Source organism: Ciceribacter azotifigens (genome assembly GCF_048159625.1).
Taxonomy (GTDB): domain Bacteria; phylum Pseudomonadota; class Alphaproteobacteria; order Rhizobiales; family Rhizobiaceae; genus Allorhizobium; species Allorhizobium azotifigens.
Genome location: NZ_JBLQTA010000039.1, coordinates 1 through 4,111, shown reverse-complemented (window position 1 = coordinate 4,111; position 4,111 = coordinate 1). Strand labels below are relative to the sequence as shown.

General features: G+C 67.3%; 3 protein-coding genes. All 3 read left to right on the top strand.

Annotation, left to right across the window (positions count from 1 at the left end; genetic code table 11):
* Positions 1-2,079, top strand: a 2,079-nt coding sequence (locus tag ACM6UT_RS22975) for a polysaccharide deacetylase family protein (protein WP_416799600.1), incomplete at its 5' end; no start/stop codon positions are given.
* 70 nt (positions 2,080-2,149) lie between these two features.
* Positions 2,150-2,512 (top strand): polysaccharide deacetylase family protein, encoded by a 363-nt coding sequence (locus tag ACM6UT_RS22970; protein ID WP_416799599.1) that lies wholly within the window; start codon positions 2,150-2,152, stop codon positions 2,510-2,512.
* A gap of 47 nt (positions 2,513-2,559) precedes the next feature.
* Positions 2,560-4,044 carry a glycosyltransferase family 2 protein gene (locus tag ACM6UT_RS22965; RefSeq protein WP_416799598.1) on the top strand — a complete coding sequence of 495 codons (1,485 nt, stop codon included), beginning with the start codon at positions 2,560-2,562 and terminating at the stop codon, positions 4,042-4,044.
* The last annotated feature ends 67 nt before the right edge of the window (positions 4,045-4,111 follow it).

Here is a 4,111-nt window from a genome sequence, read left to right as displayed (position 1 = left end):
GACGCGCCCATTTTTTACGCTCCTGGGTCAAAACGCGGAACGATCGTCAAGGTCGGCGCCGCACTCGTGCTTGCCTTCTTCGTCCTCTGGTTCGGCGCCTTCGGCGTCAGCCTCTATCTTCTTGGAAAGCTTCCCTCGCCGGGCGTCCTGCGCGATGGCGTCGGTGCCCCGCAATCCATCGACATGTCGGTACCCCGGCCGCCCGCGCCGGCTGCGGCCACGCCCTCCTCTCCCGCGGCGCGGACGATCCCGCCGAAGGTCTTCGGCCATCTTCCCTACTGGCCCGAGTGGAGCGACCGTTCGCTGCAGAAGGACCTGCCTGCAATGGACGGCCTGATGCCGGAATGGTACCGGGTCGATCTTCCGCAGGGCGATCTCGTCCCCTTGGGCTTTTCCGCCCCCCACCAGCAGCGCATCGCCGAGGTCGTGGCACGCCGGCGCCCGGCGCTCACCCTGCTGCCGGTCGTGGAACTCTCCGCCGACAACGATCCGGGAAAGACCGCCGCCGCCCTCGCCTCGCCCGAGACCTCGACGCGGATTGCCGAGGCACTGGCGCGAGAAGTCCAGGCGCGAAGCTATGACGGCATCTGCCTCGATGCCGCGGCGGTGCCGGAAACCTCCTATCGCGATCTGGCGCGACTGGTCGCGTCGCTGAAGCAATCCTTCGCCCCCGCGGGCCGGCGAACCTGCATCGTCACCCCGATCTCGGAAGCGCCCTGGAGCGAGCCAGCACTCGCCGCCGCGGTCGACCGCTATGTGGTTCTTGCCTTCCAGGACCCCGGCGACAGTCCGCGGCCGACGCCGCTTGCACCCCAGGCCTGGCTGACGGCCGCGCTTTCCTCAGTGGTCGCGGCGGTACCAGCCGACAAGCTGATCGTCGCGTTCGGCACAGGCGGCTACGACTGGGTCAGCAATACCGGCGAGCCGCGGCCGGTCGCCTTTCCTGAGGGCGCCCGTCTCTCTGGTCTCTACGGCGGCAGCATCCGGCTCGATCCGGTGTCGCTCAACCCGACGACGCGGTTCGTCGACGACGCCGGAAACCGCCACCGCATCTGGATGCTGGACGCGGTCTCCTTCCACAACCAGCTGGTCGCGCTTTCGCACACCGGAACGATGCCGGCCGTCGCCGTCTGGCCGTCGACCGACGCAGACCCGGCCATCTGGCGCCTGCTCGATCGCCGCACGGCAGGTCAGTCGGTACAGTCGCTGCTGAAGGAAGTCGCGATCGGCGATTACGTCGGCTATGACGGCAAGGGCGCCTTCCACAAGCTGGTGCGCGCGCCGGAGACAGGTATCCGCAATGTCGTCCTCGATCCCTCGACCGGCCTCGTCATCACCGAGGACTACGCGCGCGCAGCGGAACCGTTCACCGTGCTGCGCTACGGCACCGGCCAGCCCGGAATGGTGGCGCTCACCTTCGACGACGGCCCGGACCGCGTCTACACCAATGCCGTCCTCGACGAACTCGCGGCACGGAATGCACCCGCCACCTTCTTCGTCATCGGCAAGCAGGCGCTCGACAATCCGGACATCATCCGCCGGATTGTCGACGATGGTCACGAGATCGGCGTCCATACCTTCAGCCACCCGGCGCTCGAGAACGCCTCCGGCTGGCGCGCACGCATGGAGCTCAACGCCACCGAACGGCTGATCGCCAGCCTGACCGGGCACCAGACGCTGCTCTTCCGCTCGCCCTACGGTCGCAGCGAGGGACCGTTGACGGGCGCCGAAGCCGAGCCGATGCGCCTCCTGGACCAGCAAGGCTACATCGTCGCCGGCGCCGACATCGTCCCTCCGGACTGGCGGCAGATCTCCGCCGACGAGATCGTCGCGTCGGTGCTGCGGGAGCTGAAGGCGGGCATCGGCAACGTCATCGTGCTGCACGACGGCGGCGGCGATCGCACGTCGACCGTCGAGGCGACGGCTCTCCTCGTCGATACGCTGCGGACCGAAGGCTACCGTTTCGTGACGCTGGCCGACATGCTCGGCCTGCCCGCCGACAAGGTCATGCCGCCGGACGAGGGCCCGGCAACCACCTTCGACGCGGTTTCCTTCACGACCCTCGCTATCTGTCTCTGACGATCAANCCAGCCTGACCGGGCACCAGACGCTGCTCTTCCGCTCGCCCTACGGTCGCAGCGAGGGACCGTTGACGGGCGCCGAAGCCGAGCCGATGCGCCTCCTGGACCAGCAAGGCTACATCGTCGCCGGCGCCGACATCGTCCCTCCGGACTGGCGGCAGATCTCCGCCGACGAGATCGTCGCGTCGGTGCTGCGGGAGCTGAAGGCGGGCATCGGCAACGTCATCGTGCTGCACGACGGCGGCGGCGATCGCACGTCGACCGTCGAGGCGACGGCTCTCCTCGTCGATACGCTGCGGACCGAAGGCTACCGTTTCGTGACGCTGGCCGACATGCTCGGCCTGCCCGCCGACAAGGTCATGCCGCCGGACGAGGGCCCGGCAACCACCTTCGACGCGGTTTCCTTCACGACCCTCGCTATCTGTCTCTGACGATCAAACTGCTCTTCTGGGTATCCGTCGTTGCCGGCATCGCCCGCGTGCTATTCGTCACCGTGGCCTCGCATCTTCGCCGCCGCCACCCATTGCGGGACCCGGACTACACACCGCCGGTCACGGTGCTGGTTCCGGCCTACTGCGAAGAGGAAACCATCGTCGGGACCCTGGCCTCGGTCCTGGTCTCGGACTATCGGAACCTCCAGGTGATCGTCGTCGACGACGGCTCGACCGACAAGACCTGCTTGCGGCTCCTGGAGGAATACGAAGACGATCCCCGCGTCCGCATCATGCGGCAGAGCAACCACGGCAAATACGCCGCCCTCAACCACGCCTACACCTATGTCGACACGGATATCGTGGTGGCGATCGATGCCGACACCACGATCGCGCCGGACGCGATCGGCAAGGCCGTCCGCCATTTCCGCGATCCGGCCGTCGGCGCGGTCGCCGGCAACGTCAAGGTCAGCAATCGCGATCGCCTGCTGACCCGCATGCAGGCGCTCGAATACATCACCGCCCAGAACATGGACCGTCGCGCCGCCGAAACGATCAACGGCATGCTCGTGGTCCCCGGCGCCATCGGCGTCTGGCGCCGCAAGGCCGTCGAGGAGGCCGGCCACTATTCCGGGCAGACCTTCGCCGAAGACNGCGATCCGGCCGTCGGCGCGGTCGCCGGCAATGTCAAGGTCGGCAATCGCGATCGCCTGCTCACGCGCTTGCAGGCCCTTGAATACATCACCGCCCAGAACATGGACCGTCGCGCCGCCGAAAGGATCAACGGCATGCTGGTGGTCCCCGGCGCCATCGGCGTCTGGCGCCGCAAGGCCGTCGAGGAGGCCGGCTACTATTCCGGCCAGACCTTCGCCGAAGATGCCGACCTCACGGTTTCGGTGATCCGGGCCGGCTACAAGGTCGTGTACGAGGAAGGGGCGATCGCGCTGACCAAGGCGCCGACTGATCTCGATCGTTTCCTCCATCAGCGCCTGCGCTGGCTGTTCGGCATGATGCAGACCGGCTGGAAACACCGCGGCGCGGTCACCGAGATGAAGGGGCTCGGCCTCGTCTCGATCACCGACCTCCTGCTGTTCGGCGTGGTGATGACGGCGCTGGCGCCGCTCATCGACATAGTCTTCGTGTCGACGCTCATCGATCGCGTGGTCACGCTCTACCTCGACCCGACTGCACCGTGGTCGGAGGGGTCGCCCTATGTCGCGGCCGCCTACGGCGCCTTCATCCTGTCGGACCTCGCCTTCGGGTTGATGGCATTCCGCTTCGAAAAAGGAGAAGACAAGCGTCTGCTTCTCCTGCTGCCGCTGCAACGGCTCTTCTATCGCCAGCTGCTCTGTCTTTCGACCTACCGCGCGATTGCGCTCGCGCTCACAGGCCAGCTCATGCGCTGGCGCAAGGCGGGTCGCGCCGGCGCCTCGAAGGGCGGGGGAGCCGCAAACGTCGAGACTCGCCTCCCCCGTCCGGCGGAAAGCCCGGTCAGAAGACCCGGCAGCCGCTTTCCGTCAGCGCACCGGTAACCACCGGCAGGTCCTTCCGTGGATGGATGACGACCGTCTGTAGGGCCGTGATCCGGTTCATGCAGGC